Below are 18102 nucleotides of genomic sequence, written 5' to 3'. Positions count from 1 at the left end.
CGGCGCCAGGGAAGGAGCAAGCCTAGCATGGGTTTCCGCCAGCCGCTATAACGGGACCGACACGAAACGGACAGCTCCCCCATGCGTCTTCCCAAGTTTCGCCGCCGATCCGGCCTGATCCTGGCTCTTCTGGTGGCCCTGCCGCTCGCCGGCTACGCGCTGTGGTGGTGGCAGGCCGCCCGCATGGTCGAGCAGGGGCTGCTCGCCTGGGTCGCGGAGCAGAGGGCCAACGGCGCGCTGGTCGAGCATGGCGGGCTGGCGGTGGACGGCTTCCCCTTCACCCTGCGCGCGACGCTGGAGCAGCCGCATCTGGCGACGCGCGGCGCGGAATGGCGCGGCGGGCGGCTGGTGGCGGAGGCCGCGCCCTGGAACGTCACCCAGGTGGCCCTCAGCCTGCCCGGCGAGCAGCGGCTGACGCTGGTCCAGGCCGGCCAGCCGCCGCTCGACCTCACGGCGCGCGGCGGCGGCACCGGGCACGCGGTGTGGTCGCTGGCCGGCACCGTCGAGCGACTCCGGCTGTCCTTCACCGACCTGACGGCCCAGGCGGCGGGGCTGCCGATGCCCATCGCCTCGCTCGACGTCAGCGCCGCGCAGCCGGGCGAGCCGCCCGCCGCCCACACCGCGACCGGCCTGACGGTCGGCATCATCGCCAACGGGCTGACCCTGCCCGAAACCACCCCGCCCGCGCTCGGCCGCGAGGTGAAGCGCGCCGAGCTGTCGGCCCGCGTGCTCGGCCGGCCGCCGCGTCCCGAGCCGGCCGGCCTGTCGGCCTGGAGCCGCGACGGCGGCACCGTGGAGCTGGACCGGCTGGCGCTGAACTGGGGTCCGCTGGCGGTGACGATGAACGGGACGCTGGCGCTCGACGGCGACCTCCAGCCGCAGGCGGCGCTGACGGCGGAGATCCAGGGCGCCCCGGCGGTGCTGGACGCGGTCAAGCCGATGATGCGGCCGAACGAGGCGGCGATGGCCCGCACGGTGCTGGCCATGCTGTCCCGCCCGACCGGCCCCGGCGGCGCATCGGTCCTCACCGCCCCGGTCACCGTGCAGAACAGCGCGCTGTTCCTCGGCCCGCTGAAGGTCGCGTCGGTGCCGCGCGTGGCGTGGTAGGTGGGGCGTGGTGGACGGCGGGGGCGGCCCGGCAGAAAAGCCACACCCCCTGTCCTCATGACGGATCCGTGAACGCCGCCTCTTGTTTCACAGCGGCGTTCTGGCCAAATTGACGCACCTGTGCTGCGCTGCATCCTCGCCTCGCATTGCCTTCAAGGTGCGCCCGCCGATGTGCCGTTTTCTTGCCTATTGCGGTGAGCCGGTGTTGTTGGAAACGCTGGTCTGCACGCCCTGCCATTCGCTGATCGAGCAGTCGATGCGCGCGTCGGAGGCGAAGACCGAGACCAACGGCGACGGCTTCGGCGTCGGCTGGTACAGCGAGCGTCCCGAGCCCGGCCGCTACTGCGAGATCCGCCCGGCCTGGTCGGACGAGAACCTGCAATCGATCTGCGGCCATGTCCGCTCGCACCTGTTCTTCGCCCATGTGCGGGCGGCGACCGGAACGGCGGTCAGCCGGGCCAACTGCCACCCCTTCAAGGCCGGGCGCTTCCTGTTCATGCACAACGGGCAGGTCGGCGACTGGACCCGGCTGCGCCGCAAGGTCGAGGCGATGATCCCCGACCACCTCTACGCCACCCGAACCGGCACGACCGACAGCGAGGCGATCTTCCTCGCCGCGCTCGGCCACGGGCTGGAGGAGGATTCGGTCGGCGCCTTCCAGACCGTGCTGCACGCCATCCGCGACGAGATGGCGGCGCTCGGCATCACCGCGCCGCTGCGCTTCACCGCGACCTGGACCGACGGGCGGACGGTGTGGGCGGTGCGCTGGGCCTCCGACGACAAGCCGCCCAGCCTCTACTGGCGCAGCAGCGGCAACGGGCTGGTCGTGGTGTCGGAGCCGGTGGACGCCCAGCGCGACCAATGGCGTCCGGTACCGGCCGGCGGCGGTCTGGTCGCCCGCCTCGGCGCCTTGCCCGAAACCTTCACCTTCCACTGACGGACCGGGCCGGAAGGAGTCAGCCGGTCAGGCGGCCGGCCGGCAGCAGGATGGTCACGGCGGTGCCCTGCCCCGGCGCGCTGTCCAGCTCGACGCTGCCGCCATGCAGCTCGGCGAGGCGGCGGACGATGGGCAGCCCCAGCCCGATCCCCTCATGCTGGCGCACCAGCGACCGCTCGGCCTGGAAGAAGGGGTCGAAGATGCGCCCCATGAGTTCCGGCGCGATGCCCGGTCCGTCGTCGCGCACGACCACGGCGACCGCGCCCTGCCGCTGCTCGATGGAGGCCAGCACATGGCCATCCGGCGGCGTGAACTTCACCGCGTTGTCGAGCACGTTGAGGATCATCTCGCGCAGCCGCCGGTGGTCGGCGCGCAGGCGGAAGGGCGCGCAGGGCTGCGCCGCCACGGTCAGCCGCTTCGGATCGGCCTTCGGCCCCAGCAGGTCGACGCAGGAGCTCAGCAGCTGCGGCAGGTTGACGTCGGATTCCTGAAGCTCGATGGCCCCGGTCGAGCCACGCGTGTAGTCGAGGATGTTGTTGACCATGGTCAGCAGCGACTTGCCGCTGTCCTCGATCAGCTTGGCGTACTCCACATAGTCGGGATGGCCGAGCTTGCCCATCCCCTCGCTGCCCAGCACGTCGGCGAAGCCGATGATCGAGTTCAGCGGCGTGCGCAGCTCGTGGCTCATCACCGACAGGAAATCCAGCTTGGCGCGGTCGGCCTGCCGGGCGGCGTCGAGCGCGCTGCTCAGCTCGGCGGTGCGCTCGGAGACGCGGCGCTCCAGGTCGCGGTTCTGCTCGACGGTGCGGCGGTAGAGGGTGCGGATCTCCACCATGTTGCGGACCCGGTGCAGCAGCTCCCAGGCGATGAAGGGTTTGGTCAGGAAGTCGTTGGCGCCGAGTTCCAGCGACTTGCGCCGGGTCTCCTGGTCGGTCTGGGCGGTCAGCACCAGGATCGGAACATAGTCGGCGCCGAACACCGGCCTCAGACGCTCCATCAGTTCGAACCCGCTCATGTGCGGCATGCGGATGTCGATGAGCAGCAGGTCGAAGGATTCGCCGGCGCACAGGTAGGGGACCTTGCGCGGATCGGTCTCGCCGCGGATGCGGGCGTAGCCGTCATGGGTCAGGATCTCGCGCAACAGCTCCACGTTGGAGATGTTGTCGTCGACGATCAGGATGCTGGCATCCTTGATCTGGCGTTCGAGCGACGGGTCGATCTGGCTTCGGATCATCGGGACGCGGCCCTCACGTTCGAGACGAACCGTCTGTTTGGGACACAAGCCTTGCCGGGTCACCGCTGAAATGCAACGACTTTATTGCAATGGTTCGGCACCTTTCCCGGCAACGACGCGTCGTTCCCAGCCTCACGCGCGCTTGTCCCAGCCGCCGCGCTCGTTCTGCTGCCAGTAGGTCAGGGAATGGCCTGCGGCCTTGCACGCCTTCCAGCGGCCGCGCGCGGCGAGAACGGCCTCCTCGTCGTTGCCGTCGAACAGGTCGCAGACAAGCTCGAAGCCGCCCATACGGTCGCTGACCGACCCGTCCACCGTGACCAGCACGGTGGCGCCGTTGGGGTTCTCGTCCTCGGCGGTCAGCCAGACCGGCTGTTGGTCGGCGAATCCGTCGCGCGCGGCGCCGTGCGGCAGGAAGGAGCCGGGATCGTAGGTCCACAGATGCTGGTTGAGCGCGTCCACCCGCTCGGCCGAGCCGGCGAGGACGACGGCGCGCCAGTTCCGCTCCAGCACCTTCTCCAGGATCTTGGGAAGCGCCTGCTCCAGCGTCCGGCGCTGGAGATGATAGAATCGGACTTCGGTCATGGGCCTCGTTCCGGGGAACGCCCCTCTCCCGCCCCGGGAGAGGGGCTTGATCGTCAGCCCTCGTGGAAGTCCGCGACGAAGCGGTCGAGCAGACGCACGCCGAAGGCGGTGGCGCCCTTCGGCACGGTGGCGCTGTCCTTCTTGGCCCAGGCGACGCCGGCGATGTCGATGTGCGCCCACGGCACGTCGTTGACGAAGCGCTTGAGGAACTGCGCGCCGACGATGCTGCCGGCGCCGCCGCCCGACCCGACATTCTTCATGTCGGCGGCCGGGGTCTCGATCTCCTTGTCGTAGGCGTCGTTCATCGGCAGGCGCCAGACCGGCTGGCCGACCTTCAGGCCGGCGGCGGTCAGGTTGGCCGACAGCGCGTCGTCGTTGCTGAACAGGCCGGCGTGCTCATGCCCCAGCGCGACGATGATGGCGCCGGTCAGGGTGGCGAGGTCGATCATCAGCTTGGGCTTGAAGACGTCCTGCGCGTAGGACAGGCAGTCGGCCAGCACCAGACGGCCCTCGGCGTCGGTGTTGATGACCTCGATGGTCTGGCCCGACAGCGAGGTGACGATGTCGCCCGGCCGCTGCGCGGTGCCCGACGGCATGTTCTCCACCAGCCCGACGATGCCGACGGCGTTGACCTTGGCCTTGCGGGCGGCCAGCGCGTACATGGTGCCGATGACGGTCGCCGAACCGCCCATGTCCCACTTCATGTCCTCCATGCCGGCCGCACCCTTGATCGAGATGCCGCCGGTGTCGAAGGTCACGCCCTTGCCGATGAAGGCGACCGGGCGCTGGTCCTCGGCGTCGCCGTTGCCGTTGTAGCGCATCACCACGACGCGCGCCTCGTTGGCGCTGCCCTGGGCCACGCCGAGCAGCGCGCCCATGCCGATCTTGCGCAGCTTCTTCTGGTCGAGGATCTCGACCTCGACGCCGAACTCGGCCAGCGCCTTGGTGCGGTCGGCGAGGCTTTCCGGGTAGATGACGTTGGCCGGCTCCGACACCAGATCGCGGGCGAAGAACACCGCATCGGCCAGACCGTCGAGCCTGGCGAAGGCCTTCTTGGCGGCGTCGGGCTCGGCAACCAGCAGCGTCAGCTTGCGCAGGCTCGGCTTCGGCTCCTTCTTGTCGGCCTTGCGGTCGTTGGTGCGGTACTTGTCGAACTTGTAGGAACGCAGGCGGGCGCCGAAGGCGATCTCGGCGGCGGCCGCCGCGCCGGCCAGGGCGGCGCCGGACGGCAGGTCGACCAGCACCGACACCTCGTCGCCGGCCTTGTCGAGCGCCGCGAACAGCGTGCCGCCGGCCGATTGCAGCACGAGGTCGGAGATCTCCCCGGCCTTGCCGACGCCGACCAGCAGGATGCGCTCCAGCTCGACGCCCGCCGGGGCCAGCAGGGTCAGCGTCTCGTCCTTCTTGCCGCTGTAGCGCGCGGCGGCCATGGCGCGGCCGAGCGCGCCGCCGGTCTTCTGGTCGAGTTCCTGGCCGAGCACGCCCAGGCTGCGGTCGGCGGCGACGGTGACGGCGAGGATGCCGCTGCTGGGCAGGGCCGGCTTGGCGAAGGAGAACTTCATGTGGTCCTCTTGAGATGTCGGCTTGAGATGGCGGGGGCGGCGGGACGCGCCCGGAAGCGATGAAGCGGGGGAAACCCTAACCCAGCGATAAGGAGCGCGCCACCCCGCCTGTCAAGGCATAGGACGGCGCGACGGGGCGATCGCTCAATGAAGCCCTTCTCCCTGAGGGAGAGGGGCTTCAAGCGTCAGGCCCCGGTCAGGCGTCGATCGCCTTGCCGAGTTCCAGCGGATCGACCTCATCCACCCCGGCCTCGGCGGTGGGGAAGCTGTCCTCCGCCTTGCGGTCGAGCACGGCGGCGAAGAAGCCGTCGGTGTCGTGGCGGGCCGGCGTCAGGCGCAGGAACGGGCCCTCGACCGGCGGCGTGCCGGCCTCCTCCTCCGCCCAGACCTCGGCGATCGGCTTGACGGTGAAGTCGGGATGGCTTTGCAGGAAGGCCTCGACCTGCCCCTCGTTCTCGTCGTGCAGCATCGAGCAGGTGGCGTAGATCAGCCGCCCGCCCGGCTTCACCAGACGCGCGGCGCTGTCCAGGATGTTGGCCTGGAGCGGCAGCAGTTGCTCCAGCCCCGGCCCGAGCTGGCGCCAGCGGGCGTCGGGGTTGCGGCGCCAGGTGCCGGTGCCCGAGCAGGGGGCGTCCACCAGCACGCGGTCGAACTTGCGCTTGTGGCGCTTCACCCAGGGATCGCGCTCGCTGGTCAGCGGGTGCGCCTCGATGTTGTGCAGACCGGCGCGGCGGAACCGCTCGGTGGCGCGCTTCAGGCGCTTCTCCAGCACGTCGCAGGCGACGACGCGGCCCTTGTTCTTCATGTAGGCGGCGATGGCCAGCGTCTTGCCGCCGGCCCCGGCGCAGAAATCCACCACCTGATGGCCGGGCCGGGGCGCGACGGCGAGCGCCACGAGCTGCGACCCCTCGTCCTGGATCTCGACCAGCCCGTCCTTGAAGGCGCCGACGCCGGCCAGCTGCGGACGGCCCTTGACCCGCAGGCCCCAGGGCGACCACTGCGTCGTCTCCGCCGTGATCTGCACCTTGCTCAGCGCCTTGATGGCGCTCGCCTGGTTGGCCTTCATGGAGTTGACGCGCAGGTCGAGCGGCGCCGCGTCGAGCAGCTTCTCCATCTCCACCGCGAAGCGGTCGCCGAGCGCGGCGCGCATCGGGCCCTCCGCCCACTCCGGGCACTCGACGCGCACGGTCTCCGGCATGTCCGGGTGGTCGAGCGTGTGGGTGTCGAGCGCGGTGACCAGCGCCAGCTCCTCATCCGTCAGGCGGGCCGGGGCGAACTTGCCGCCGCTGAACATCTCCAGCACGACGCCGGCGTTGCGGCGCTCCTCCAGCAGCGAATAGGCCAGCACGCGGGCACGCGGCGTGGCGCGCGGGAAGCCCGTCCGCTCGATCCACCAGCCGAGCCGGGCGTGGCGCCGCAGGATCGCGTAGGAGGTCTGCGCGATGTGGGTGCGGTCCTTCGACCCGATGAAGCGGCGGTTGCGGAAATAGGCGCTCATCACCGCGTCGGCGGGGCGGGGGGTCTCGTCGATCTCGGTCAGCAGATCGATGACCGCCTGGAGGCGGGCGGCGGGTGTCATGGCGGCGAAGTCCTGCGGAGATGAAAAGGGGGCATGGGAATGCCGGCGGACGCGAAGCCGCGTCGGCCCACTCTGTCGATACCGCGTTTGCCGGTGGCTTGTCACGCCTTGCGCGCTCGGCCGCAGCCGGAGCGGCCGCGAGGATGGCCGTGACAACGCCGCAAGGGTTAATCCGAAGGCGCAAACAGTCGTTGACGGACCTTCCGGCGCCCGGCAAAAACGAAAGAGGGATGTGACCAAGCCGTGACAGTCGCGGCCGGGACCGCCTCCTGGGGCCTTATCGGAAATTCCGGATCCTGCTGGGGGCGTGGGCGATGGCGGCTGCGGTCGAGGGGGAAGTCGTGCGTGGGTTGGCGCGCATGGCTGTCAATCGCGCGTTGGCGCGCGCGGCGATGATGTGCGGCGTGGCGCTGCTGGCGGCCTGCGCCGGGACGGCGGGACCGGAATCGCTGGCCCAGCGCCCGGCGTCGCAGCGGGTGAGCCTGGATCAGGTGGCGCCCGATTTCCGCGCGCTGGCCGGCTGGACCGACGACGACCACGCCCAGGCGGTTCCCGCCGTGCAGCGCACCTGCGGCTGGGTGAAGGGGCAGCCGCCGGGCCGCGCGCTGGGGCCGCTGCGCGCCGCCGGCACCACCGACGACTGGCGCTCCATCTGCGCCGCCGCCCGCGACCTGCCGGCCGGCGACCCCGAGGCGGCACGCCGCTTCTTCGAGACCTTCTTCACCCCGGTGGCGCTCGGCACCGGGCAGGATGGGCTGTTCACCGGCTATTACGAGATCGAGCTGCGCGGAAGCTGGACGCGCACCGACCGTTACACTGTGCCGCTCTACCGGATGCCGCCGCGCGGCAAGCGCGGCCTGCCCACCCGCGCCCGCATCACCGACGGCGCGCTGAAGGGCAAGGGGCTGGAGCTGATGTGGGTGGACGACGCGGTCGACGCCTTCTTCCTGGAGATCCAGGGGTCGGGCCGGGTGCGGATGACCGACGGCTCGCTCGTCGGGCTGGGCTACGCCGGGCAGAACGGTCACGGCTATTACCCGATCGGCCGCCACATCATCGAGCGCGGCGACGCCACGCCGGAGCAGATGTCGCTGCAACTGATCCGTTCCTGGCTGAAGAATCATCCGGACGAGGCCAAGCGGGTGATGGACCTGAATCCCTCCTACGTCTTCTTCAAGCCGCGCAGCGAGGGCGGCCCGCGCGGCGCCCGCAACATGGAGCTGACGCCGGGCCGCAGCCTCGCGGTCGATCCCGAGCACATCCCGCTCGGCGTGCCGCTGTGGCTGGAGGTGCGCGAGGCGCCGGTGCCGGGCGGCGCCATCAACCGGCTGGTGCTGGCCCAGGACACCGGCGGCGCCATCAAGGGGCCGGTGCGCGGCGACCTCTATTGGGGCCACGGCGCCGAGGCCGAGGACGGGGCCGGCGTCATGAAGGCGCGCGGGCGCTACACCATGCTGTCGCCGCGCAACCTGTCCATCGAGACGGCCCAGCGCAGATAAGGGAGACCATCCTTGCGGCTGGCCCGTCTGACCGCCCTGCCCGACCGCGCGGCCGCGCTCGCCGCGCTGGAGGACATCTTCTTCGCCTCGACGACGCGGACGGAGTTCGCCTCCGAGGCGGAGCGCCGCGCCTTCCTGGCGACCTGGACCGGCTGGTATGTCGAGCACGCGCCGGCCGACCTCTGGTTCGCCCTGGCGGAGGACGGCTGCGGGGGCGAGACCGTCGTCGGCTACCTGACCGGCTGCAAGGACAGCGCCGGAGCGGAAGCGCTGGCGCGGGTCGTCCCGAAATACGAGGTCTTCGCCGACCGTTTCGCCGCCTACCCGGCGCATCTCCATGTCAACGTCCGGCCCGGCTGGCGGGACCACGGGATCGGGCGGCGGCTGGTGGACGGCTTCGCCGAGGATTGCCGGGCCGACGGCCTGCCCGGCGTGCATCTGGTGACGGGGGTCTTCGCGCGCAACGTGGCCTTCTACCAGCGGGCCGGCTTCACCGACGCGCTGCAACGCGGCGCCCTGCTGTTTTTGGGCCGGAGGCTGTGCTAGGCAGGGCGAAACTTCCGAAAGCGTCCGCCATGTCCCGCCCGCCGCTGCTCATCGAAAGCCCGCACAACGCGCAGTTCAAGCTGTGGGAATCCGCGCTCGATGGGCGCGGCCTGAAAAAGCACGGCAAATTTCTGCTCGCCGGGCTGAAGACGGTGCCGGAGGCCCTGCGCCACCACCCCGACCGGTTCGAGCGGCTGCTGTTCACCGATCCGGCGGACATCGCCGGCTGGGCCATTCCGCCGGGCGTCGAGCCGGTGCAACTGGCCCCCGCCCTGTTCCGGACGCTGGACGTCTCGGGAACCGGCTTCCCGCTGCTGGTCGGCAACGTGCCGCGCCTGCCCGTCCTCGATCTGAGCCGGCCGCCGCAAGGGCTGGAGCTGCTCTGCGCGCTCGGGGATCCCAGCAACCTCGGCGCCCTGCTGCGCAGCGCCGCCGCCTTCGGCGCGTCGCGGATCGTTCTGCTGGAGGGGGCCGCGCATCCCTTCCACCCGAAATGCCTGCGCGCGGCGTCCAACGCGCAGTTCACGCTGACGCTGCTGCGCGGTCCGCGCTGGGCCGAGGTCAACGCGGCGGCGGGACCGCTCTACGCGCTCGACGGCGGCGGCGCGGATCTGACGCGCTTCGACTGGCCGGCGGACATGCGGCTGATTCTGGGTGAGGAAGGCCAGGGCGTGCCGGCGGACTGCCCGGCGGCGCGGCTGTCGGTGCCGACGACCGGCACCGTGGAATCGCTGAACGCGACCGTCGCCGTCAGCGTCGCCCTGTTCGCGCGCTTCGCGGCGGTGGGCAAATAACGTCATTCCGCAAGTCTAGAGTTTCGAGCGTTTAATCTGGTGCATACCCTGCGTGCCTGAGATAGTTCCAGCATTCGTCGGGTGTGTAGAGGTCGCAGATGGAGCCGACGGCTTTCCACAGGTCGTCGATGGTTCGAGCACCGATACGGCGGAGGTGGGCCTTGAGCTTGGCAAAAGCCATCTCGATGGGATTGAGATGGGGGCTGTAGGGCGGCAGGAAGAGGAACCAGGCGCCCTTGGCCTTGAGTGGCCTTGGCCTTCTCGCTCTTGTGGCTGGACAGGTTGTCGAGGATGACGACATCGCCCGGCCGCAGGGTCGGGGCGAGCTGGGTTTCGACGTAGGTCTCGAAGAGCGCCTTGTTCATCGCGCCCTTGATGATCCAGGGGGCGGTCAGGCCGTCGCAGCGCAAGGCGGCGATGAAGGTCTGGGTGCCCCAGTGGCCAACCGGGGCCTTGGCCTTGAGCCGCTGGCCGCGCTTGGCCCGCCCCCGCAGCCGGGTCATTTTCGTGGTGGTGGCGGTCTCGTCGAGGAACACCAGCCGCTCCGGTTCCGCGCGCATCCGAGGTTGGCGGTGGCGACGCCAGGTCTGGCGGTCCTGGGCGACGTCAGCGCGATCGGCCTCGCTCGCCAGCAGCGTTTTTTTTTGACGCTGTAGCCGCGAGCGATCAGGAAGCGCGACAGCGAGGCCGGGTGAGCCGTGATACCCTGCTCGGCTTTCAGCCTGGCCGCCAGTTCCGGCATGGTGAGGTCGCCTTGCGCGTCCACCCAGCCAGTCAGAAGCTCGGCGTAGGGCGCCAGCTTGCCGCCGCCCGGCGGGCGCCCTTGCCGGGCCGGCTCCAGCGAGCCGGTCGCCGCCATCCGCTGGGCCAGCCGCACGCTCGTGCTCGCGCTGACACCGAAGCGCCGGGCCGCTGCCCGACGCGAACCGCCTTGCTCGATCTCACCGTAAATCCGGACCCGCAGATCCGACGAATAACCTCGACCCATGATCCACCTCCAACGACGGTGAATCACAACCCAGGCCCAGGAGCAACAACGATTCGCGTTTCAAGCTCGAAGCTCTAACCCTCTCCCCAGGGGGGAGAGGGCCAGCTTCACGGAGGGTCGCTTCATCACCCCTGGCGGTAGTTCGGCGACTCGTTGGTGATGGTGATGTCGTGGACGTGGCTCTCGCGCAGGCCGGCGTTGGTGATGCGGACGAACTGGCACTTCTCGCGCATCTCGGCGATCGAGGCGCTGCCGGTGTAGCCCATCGCCGCGCGCAGGCCGCCGACGAGCTGGTGGATGACCGCCGACACCGGGCCCTTGTAGGGGACGCGGCCCTCGACGCCTTCCGGCACCAGCTTCATGGTCGAGACTTCCTGTTGGAAGTAGCGGTCCGCCGAACCGCGCGCCATCGCGCCGACCGAACCCATGCCGCGGTAGCTCTTGTAGGAGCGGCCCTGGAACAGGATGACCTCGCCGGGGCTCTCGTCGGTGCCGGCGAACAGGCTGCCCAGCATGGCAACGCTGGCGCCGCCGGCGATGGCCTTGGCGAGATCGCCCGAATACTTGATGCCGCCGTCGGCGATCACCGGAATGCCGTGCTTCTCGCACTCGTCCACCACGTCCATCACGGCGGTGAGCTGCGGAACGCCGACGCCGGCGATGATGCGGGTGGTGCAGATGGAGCCCGGACCGATGCCGACCTTCACGGCGTCGACGCCGGCGTCGATCAGCGCCTTGGCGGCTTCCGCCGTGGCGACGTTGCCGGCGATGACCTGGGTGTAGCTGGACAGGGCGCGGGCGGCGCGGACCTGATCGAGGACCTTCAGCGAATGGCCGTGCGCGGTGTCGACCACCAGCACGTCGACGCCCGCGTCGAACAGCGCCTCGGCGCGCGCCAGCCCATCGTTGCCGGTGCCGGTGGCGGCGGCGACGCGCAGGCGGCCCTTGCCGTCCTTGCAGGCGTTGGGATAGGCCTGCGCCTTCTCGATGTCCTTGACGGTGAGGAGGCCGATGCAGCGGTAATCCTCGTCGACCACCAGCAGCTTCTCGATGCGGTGCTGGTGGAGAAGGCGCTTGCCCTCCTCCTGGCTGACGCCCTCACGCACCGTCACCAAGTCCTTGGTCATCAGCTCGCTGATCGGCTGGCGCGGGTCGGTGGCGAAGCGGACGTCGCGGTTGGTCAGCATGCCGACCAGCTTGCCGCTGCCGAGCGCGTCGCGGCTCTCCACCACCGGGATGCCGGAGATGCGGTAGTCGGCCATCAGTTGCAGCGCGTCGGCCAGCGTCGCGTTCGGCGTGATGGTGATCGGGTTGACCACCATGCCCGACTCGTACCGCTTGACCTTGCGGACCTCCTCGGCCTGCTGCTCGATGGTCAGGTTGCGGTGGACGACGCCGATGCCGCCGGCCTGGGCCATGGCGATGGCGAGACGGCTCTCCGTCACGGTGTCCATCGCCGAGGACATCAGCGGGATGCCCAGCTCGATGGACTTGGTCAGCCTTGTCCGGGTGTCCACGTCGTTCGGCAGGACGGAACTCTCGGCCGGAACCAAAAGGACGTCGTCGAAGGTCAGGGCCTCGCGGATTTTCGTGTCGCGCGCCATGCTGTGGATCTCCCGGAAGAAAAACGTGGCGCACTATACACAAGAGAATGGGCTTGTGAACCCGTGCGCACACAGCATCTGTCATGCAAAGCGGTAAAAGAGCGCCGAATTCGCGGGCCCTCCCAACCATCCGCTCAATCGTTGGCGTTCCCGCCACGGAAGCCGGTGGCGACCACGTAGGTCTCCGAGGATTCCGCGCGGCTGGCCGGCGGCTTGGCGTGGCGGACCACGGCGAAGTCGCGCTTGAGCCGGTCGAGCAGCGAGCGTTCCGCCCCGCCCTGGAACAGCTTGGCGACGAAGGCGCCGCCCGGCGCCAGCACCTCCTCGGCGAAGTCGTAGGCGGCCTCGGCCAGCGCCATGATGCGCAGATGGTCGGTCTGCTGGTGGCCGGTCGTCGGCGCCGCCATGTCGCTCAGCACGACGTCGGCCGGCCCGCCCAGCGCCTCCTTCAGCCGGTCGGACGCGCCGTCCTCCAGGAAGTCGGCCTGCATGGTGGTGGCGCCGGGAACCGCGTCCATCGGCAGGATGTCGAGCCCGACGACCTTCCAGCCCTCCTTGGAAACCTGCACCTTCTCCACCGCGATCTGCGTCCAGCCGCCGGGGGCGGCGCCGAGATCGACCACCCGCTTGCCGGGGCCGAGCAGCCGGAACTTCTCGTCCAGCTGCAACAGCTTGAAGGCGGCGCGCGAGCGGTAGCCGCGCTTGGTCGCCTCCGCCACATAGGGGTCGTTCAGGTGCCGCTCCAGCCAGCGCTTGGAGGATTCCGAGCGCTTGCCGGCGGTCTTCACGCGAACCGTGGCGCGGCGCCCTCCAGGACGCGACGACGAATTCTTCTCAACCATGATGCTTCTCAATACCCTCGATCACCCGGCGCGGCGGCCGGTCATTCCCCGGCCGACCCGATCAGGTCCACCAAAATTCCCTCGCGCAGGCCGCGGTCGGCGATGCGCAGCCGCTCCACCGGCCAGACGTCGCACAGCGCCTCCAGCACGGCGCAGCCGGCGACGACCAGATCGGCGCGGTCCTGCCCGATGCAGGGATGCCGCGCGCGGCCGTCGAAGTCCAGCCCGACGAGATGCCCGATCACCGTGCGGGCGTGATCGATGCGCAGGTAGCTGCCGTCCACCGCCCGGCGGTCGTAGCGGCACAGCCCCAGATGCACGCCGGCCAGCGTCGTCACCGTGCCCGAGGTGCCGAGCATCTGCACCTGGCCGGCGGCGACGCGGCGCTGGATGTTGTTGCGCGCCTCGAAGGGGGCGATGGCGTCGGCCACCGCCTCGACCATGCGGGCGTACATGGCGGGCGTCACCTCCGGCCCGCCGAACTCCTCGGTCAGGCCGATGACGCCGCAGCGGATGGAGGTCTGGTCGAGGACGCGCGGCGCGCGGCCGCGCACCTGCTCCAGCCACATCAGCTCGGTGGAACCGCCGCCGATGTCGAAGACCAGCGCGTAGGGGCTGTGGGTTTCCAGCAGCGAGGCGCAGCCGGCCAGCGCCAGCCGGCCCTCCTCCTGGCTGGAGATGATCTCCAGGGCGATGCCGGTTTCGCGCTCCACCGCCTCGACGAACTCGCCGCAATTGACGGCGCGGCGGCAGGCCTCGGTGCCGACGGCGCGGGCGGCGGTCACGCCGCGCCGCTCGATCTTGGAGCCGCAGATGCGCAGCGCGTCGATGGTGCGCTCCATCGCGCTGTCGGACAGCCGGTCGTTGCGGCTCAGCCCCTCGCCGAGGCGGACGATGCGCGAAAAGGCGTCGATGACGCGGAAGCCGCCGCCGGGGGCGGCCTTCGCGATCAGCAGGCGGCAGTTGTTGGTCCCGAGATCGAGCGCGGCGAAGACCGGGCGCACCAGCGCCGACGAACGCAACCGTCCGGTGTCGTTCTGCCGTTCGCCTTGCACCTGCAAATCCACGAAGTCTTCCCGCCGCGCTTAAAGAGCGGAGTGTAACCCGGTTTACGGTCCGGCGGGAACCCCTCTTCCGGGAAATCCCGCCGGGCGGATGATGGCATGCGCTACTTGCCGGTCACGAAGGGACAGGTGCTGGACTCCAGCGGCAGGAAGGCCTCCGACGCCGGAATGCTGCGGACCTGGGTGTAATAGTCCCACGGCGCCTTGCTTTCCGCCGGGCTCTTCACCTGATAGAGCGCCAGATCATAGAGCACGCGGCCATCCTTGCGGATGCTGCCGGGGGTGCCGAAATAGTCGGTCGGCATCGCCTTCATCCTGGCGGTCACCGGCTCGGAATCGGTGGTGCCGGCGGCCTTGACCGCCTTCAGCCAGTGCAGGGTGGCGAGGTAGGTGTTCGCCTGCTCCTTGCTCGGCATCTTGCCGTGGCGCTCGAGGAAGCGCTTGGACCAGGCGCGGGTTCTGTCATTCCGGTCCCAGTAGAAGCCCTCGGTGACGTAGAGGCCCTTGGCCAGATCCAGCCCCAGCGAATGCACGTCGGTGATGAAGACGATGTAGCCGACCATGCGCTGGCCGCCGGCCGTCAAGCCGAACTCGCCGGCCTGCTTGATGGCCCCGATGGTGTCGGCCCCGACGTTGGCGAGCGCCACCACCTTGGCGCCGCTGGCCTGGGCGCTCAGCAGGTAGGAGCCGAAATCGCTGGTGCCGATCGGGTGCTTGACGCTGCCCAGCACGCTGCCGCCGGCCTGCTTGATGGCGTCGGTCGCCGCCTTCTCCATCGCCGTGCCGAAGGCGAAGTCGGCGGTGATGAAGTACCAGGAGGTGCCGCCGGCCTGCACCACCGCCTTGGTGGCGCCCACCGCCAGCGACGCCGTGTCGTCCGCCCAATGGATGCTGTAGGGCGAGCATTGGGCGTTGGTCAGTTCGGTCGTCGTCGCGGCGCTGATCATCAGCACCTTCTTCTTCTCGCGCGCCACCGCCTGCACCGCCAGCGCCACCGAGGAAACGGGGATGTCCGTCACCATGTCGACGCCATCGAGGTCGAACCAGCGCCGCACGATGTTGGAGGCGACGTCCGGCTTGTTCTGCATGTCGGCCGAAACGATCTCGATCGGCCGGTCGAGCACCGTGCCGCCGAAATCCTCCACCGCCATGCGGGCGGCGACCGTGGCGCCCTTGCCGCCGATGTCCGAGGCGAAGCCGGCCTCGTCCGCCAGGACGCCGATCCTCACCGGCTGGGCGGCCTCGGCCGGAATGGTGAGCGCCGTGCCGGCGAGCAGCGCCGCCGCGACGGCGACGGGCCGTATCGTTGCGTTCAATGGTTCCTCCCGTTTGCTTTCTTGGAGCGTTTCTTGCCGTCTTTTCCGGAACGCCAACCGCTTGCCGGCCCGTGGCGGGCCGGACAGTTTGTTAGTCAACACAAACAGTATCGTATGAAACCTTATCGCTGTCGAGAGGGTGTGTCGTGGGGCGGAGGGATGAGACCCTGCTGCCGACCGCTGTTGCGACGAGCGGGGAGAACGCCGTTCCGGAGCGGAAGCCGCCCCCACCGGGCAAAAAGAAAGCCCCCGCACAGACTGCGGGGGCTTTCGTTGAGGGGCCTGACGGCCCACAGGTCTTGTCGCCGGTCAGGCGAGGAACCCTCGAAATGTTCAGGCCGAGTGTTTCGGCTTCATCAAGTAAGCGCCGGTGGAGCCATGATCTTACTCACCCTCCCTTGCTTCGGTATCGAGTATCCGTCTCAAGCCGAGCGACCTGAGCGAAATCTTGAGCGGTGAAGCTGTTTTCGTCACCTCAGCGATTACTGTAAGGAGAAGCCTGAACCTGATTGGACCGGCTGTCAACAGAGGAAAGCATCGGAAACGGCGATTTTTTGCTGTCGATCAAACAAAAAAGAAACCCTCGCAAAGTATTGCGAGGGTTTCCGTTGCAAGCGCTGAGGGCTCGCATCTCTTTCGCCCGATGGGCGACAAATCTCAAAACTGTTTAGGCCGAACAGATCGGCATGCTCAAGTAAGCGCCGGTGGAGTCATGATTTTACTCACCCTCCCTTGCTTCGGTATCGACTTTCGCTCGCGCAGTGTTGCTTGAGCTTAGCGGTTGACAGTGAAGCCGTTTTGTTCACCTCAGGCACGATTACTGTAAGAAGAAGCCTGCGCCTGTTCGCCGGGCCTGTCAAGAGCCCGTCCTATTCCCGCATTGCGAAATTCGCCGCAGCGGCGCGGGCTGGCCTTTTGCCCCCTCCGCACCACTTTGTGATCCATGCCGAACGAGGACGAGAACCGATTGGGTCGCCGGATCGCGCGTTACGCGCGCGTCGGAACCGCCGTGGGCGGCCTGGCCGCCCGTTTCGCCGGGGAACGGGTGCTGGGCATCCCCCTGCAACGCGACAAGCACGCGGCCGAGCTGCGGGCGGCGCTGGGCGGGCTGAAGGGGCCGCTGATGAAGGTGGCGCAGCTCCTGTCCACCATCCCCGACGCCCTGCCCCGCGAGTATGTGCAGGAGCTGTCGCAGCTCCAGGCCGACGCGCCGTCGATGGGCTGGCCCTTCGTCAAGCGGCGGATGGCGAGCGAGCTGGGGCCGTCCTGGCAATCCCGCTTCCGGAGCTTCGAGCATGAGGCCGCCGCCGCCGCCTCGCTCGGGCAGGTGCACCGGGCGGTCGGGCCGGACGGGCGGCGGCTGGCCTGCAAGCTGCAATACCCCGACATGGCCTCGGCGGTGGAGGCGGATCTGCGGCAGCTCGGGCTGATCCTCGCCATCTTCGAGCGCACCGACAGCGCCATCTCGACCCGCCACATCCAGACGGAGATCGGCGCCCGCCTGCGCGAGGAGCTGGATTACGAGCGGGAAGCCAAGCACGCCCGCCTCTACCGCGCCATGCTGGCCGACACCCCCGGCGTCCATGTGCCGGAGATCGTCGGGGAGCTGTCGACCCGCCGCCTGCTGACCCTGGAATGGGTCGACGGCCGCAAGATCCTGGAGTTCGTCGCCGAGCATCCGGAGGCGCGCGACGAGCTGGCGATGAACATGTTCCGCACCTGGTACGTGCCCTTCTACAATTACGGGGTGATCCACGGCGACCCGCATCTCGGCAACTATTCGGTCCGTCCCGACCGCTCGATCAACCTGCTGGATTTCGGCTGCGTGCGCGTCTTCCGGCCGAGCTTCGTCAAGGGCGTGATCGACCTCTACAACGCGCTGCGCACCGACGACCAGGAGGCGGCGACCGAGGCCTACCGGACCTGGGGCTTCGCCGACCCGTCCAAGGAACTGGTCGAGGTCCTGAACATCTGGGCGCGCTTCGTCTACGCCCCGATCATGGACGACCGCAGCCGCCGCATCGAGGAGACCAACGGCGGCCATTACGGCCGCGAGACCGCCGGGAAGGTCCATGCCGAGCTGCGCCGGGTCGGCGGCGTGGCGATCCCGCGCGAGTTCGTCTTCATGGACCGCGCCGCCGTCGGGCTTGGCTCGGTCTTCCTGCACCTGAAGGCGGAGGTGAACTGGTACCGGCTGTTCCAGGGGCTGATCCAGGATTTCGACGTCGAGACGCTCGCCGCCCGGCAGGCCGCCGCGCTGGCTGCGCAAGGGTTGCCGCCGCCGGAATGAACAGTGTTCGGTCAGGAGGGATTTGACACGGATGAACAAGATGCGGGCTTCGCCCGCCCGCGGATGATGGATACACGCCGGTCAGCCGTCATCCGTGTTCATCCGTGTTCATCCGTGTAAAAATCCGTGTTCATCCGTGTCAAAGGTCCACCTTCCCG

Annotated in this window: 14 protein-coding genes and 1 pseudogene; 6 read left to right on the top strand and 9 right to left on the bottom strand. The window is 69.3% G+C overall.

The window, feature by feature from the left end:
- The first annotated feature begins 81 nt into the window (after positions 1-81).
- Positions 82-1107, top strand: a complete 1026-nt coding sequence (locus JN22_RS26490; RefSeq protein WP_085556738.1) for a DUF2125 domain-containing protein — start codon at positions 82-84, stop codon at positions 1105-1107.
- 169 nt (positions 1108-1276) lie between these two features.
- Positions 1277-2044: a class II glutamine amidotransferase gene (locus JN22_RS26485; RefSeq protein ID WP_085556737.1), complete on the top strand. Its 768-nt coding sequence runs from the start codon at positions 1277-1279 to the stop codon at positions 2042-2044.
- A gap of 19 nt (positions 2045-2063) precedes the next feature.
- Here JN22_RS26485 and JN22_RS26480 read toward each other — a convergent pair whose 3' ends face one another.
- The 4 genes from JN22_RS26480 to JN22_RS26465 all read right to left on the bottom strand — a co-directional run bounded on the left by JN22_RS26480 (position 2064) and on the right by JN22_RS26465 (position 7001).
- Positions 2064-3278: an ATP-binding response regulator gene (locus tag JN22_RS26480; RefSeq protein WP_085556736.1), complete on the bottom strand. Its 1215-nt coding sequence runs from the start codon at positions 3276-3278 to the stop codon at positions 2064-2066.
- A gap of 132 nt (positions 3279-3410) precedes the next feature.
- Positions 3411-3860 (bottom strand): DNA polymerase III subunit chi, encoded by a 450-nt coding sequence (locus tag JN22_RS26475; RefSeq protein WP_085556735.1) that lies wholly within the window; start codon positions 3858-3860, stop codon positions 3411-3413.
- A 53-nt stretch (positions 3861-3913) separates the two neighbouring features.
- A complete protein-coding gene (locus JN22_RS26470; RefSeq protein WP_085556734.1) occupies positions 3914-5422 on the bottom strand; it encodes a leucyl aminopeptidase in 1509 nt (502 codons plus the stop codon).
- Between the two features lie 196 nt (positions 5423-5618).
- On the bottom strand, positions 5619-7001 hold the full coding sequence (locus tag JN22_RS26465) for an RsmB/NOP family class I SAM-dependent RNA methyltransferase (protein WP_085556733.1): 1383 nt from the start codon (positions 6999-7001) through the stop codon (positions 5619-5621).
- 359 nt (positions 7002-7360) lie between these two features.
- Here JN22_RS26465 and mltA point away from each other — a divergent pair, with 359 nt between their 5' ends.
- From mltA to JN22_RS26450, 3 genes are read left to right on the top strand one after another with little or no spacing between them, the layout of a single operon-like run.
- Positions 7361-8500 (top strand): murein transglycosylase A, encoded by a 1140-nt coding sequence (gene mltA / locus JN22_RS26460; protein WP_223677896.1) that lies wholly within the window; start codon positions 7361-7363, stop codon positions 8498-8500.
- Between the two features lie 12 nt (positions 8501-8512).
- Positions 8513-9046, top strand: a complete 534-nt coding sequence (locus JN22_RS26455; protein WP_085556731.1) for a GNAT family N-acetyltransferase — start codon at positions 8513-8515, stop codon at positions 9044-9046.
- A gap of 29 nt (positions 9047-9075) precedes the next feature.
- Positions 9076-9840, top strand: a complete 765-nt coding sequence (locus tag JN22_RS26450; protein ID WP_085556730.1) for a TrmH family RNA methyltransferase — start codon at positions 9076-9078, stop codon at positions 9838-9840.
- Positions 9841-9871: 31 nt separating this feature from the next.
- Here the strand turns inward: JN22_RS26450 and JN22_RS26445 are convergent.
- The 5 genes and pseudogenes from JN22_RS26445 to JN22_RS26425 form a co-directional block, all read right to left on the bottom strand.
- Positions 9872-10828: pseudogene (locus tag JN22_RS26445) on the bottom strand (IS630 family transposase).
- A gap of 125 nt (positions 10829-10953) precedes the next feature.
- Positions 10954-12432: an IMP dehydrogenase gene (gene guaB, locus JN22_RS26440; RefSeq protein ID WP_085556729.1), complete on the bottom strand. Its 1479-nt coding sequence runs from the start codon at positions 12430-12432 to the stop codon at positions 10954-10956.
- A 134-nt stretch (positions 12433-12566) separates the two neighbouring features.
- Entirely contained in the window at positions 12567-13274 is a 708-nt protein-coding gene (locus JN22_RS26435; RefSeq protein WP_085556728.1) for an RlmE family RNA methyltransferase, read from the bottom strand.
- Between the two features lie 41 nt (positions 13275-13315).
- On the bottom strand, positions 13316-14341 hold the full coding sequence (locus JN22_RS26430; RefSeq protein WP_085556727.1) for a Ppx/GppA phosphatase family protein: 1026 nt from the start codon (positions 14339-14341) through the stop codon (positions 13316-13318).
- 101 nt (positions 14342-14442) lie between these two features.
- A complete protein-coding gene (locus JN22_RS26425; RefSeq protein ID WP_223677895.1) occupies positions 14443-15654 on the bottom strand; it encodes an ABC transporter substrate-binding protein in 1212 nt (403 codons plus the stop codon).
- 943 nt (positions 15655-16597) lie between these two features.
- Here JN22_RS26425 and JN22_RS26420 point away from each other — a divergent pair.
- A complete protein-coding gene (locus tag JN22_RS26420; RefSeq protein WP_085556726.1) occupies positions 16598-17944 on the top strand; it encodes an ABC1 kinase family protein in 1347 nt (448 codons plus the stop codon).
- Positions 17945-18102: the final 158 nt, after the last annotated feature.

It is taken from the genome of Azospirillum agricola (genome assembly GCF_020005195.1).
GTDB classification, from domain to species: Bacteria; Pseudomonadota; Alphaproteobacteria; order Azospirillales; family Azospirillaceae; genus Azospirillum; species Azospirillum agricola.
The sequence above is the reverse complement of the archived record's forward strand: the minus strand, read 5'-3'. Positions and strand labels throughout refer to the sequence as shown.